At 40.6% G+C, this 251-nt stretch carries 1 protein-coding gene; it reads left to right on the plus strand.

What is annotated here, in order from left to right; translation table 11 throughout:
- A partial coding sequence (locus P8629_RS12375) for a hypothetical protein (RefSeq protein WP_278166401.1) occupies nucleotides 1-251 on the plus strand: 251 nt, incomplete at both ends.

A 251-nucleotide genomic window follows, 5' to 3' on the forward strand; every position in this document is an offset into this window, starting at 1 on the left:
TTTCTTAAAAAATGCAGATGTTGAAAAAGTCGTAGTAGATGGAGCAAACGGTCAACGTATTCTTGAAGCTGAGATGAAAGAGTTTAGGCTTAAAGCGCCAATTCTCCCAACAGTTGCAGAGGTCATAACAGCCAATGCAATGTGGGAGCAAGCTATCGCTCAAGGAACATTAAGTCATAATAATCAACCATCACTAACCGCTGTAACAACAAACTGTGCAAAACGCAATATCGGTTCAAACGGTGGTTTTG

The sequence above is a fragment of the Hydrogenovibrio sp. 3SP14C1 genome (assembly GCF_029625905.1).
Lineage (GTDB): Bacteria > Pseudomonadota > Gammaproteobacteria > Thiomicrospirales > Thiomicrospiraceae > Hydrogenovibrio.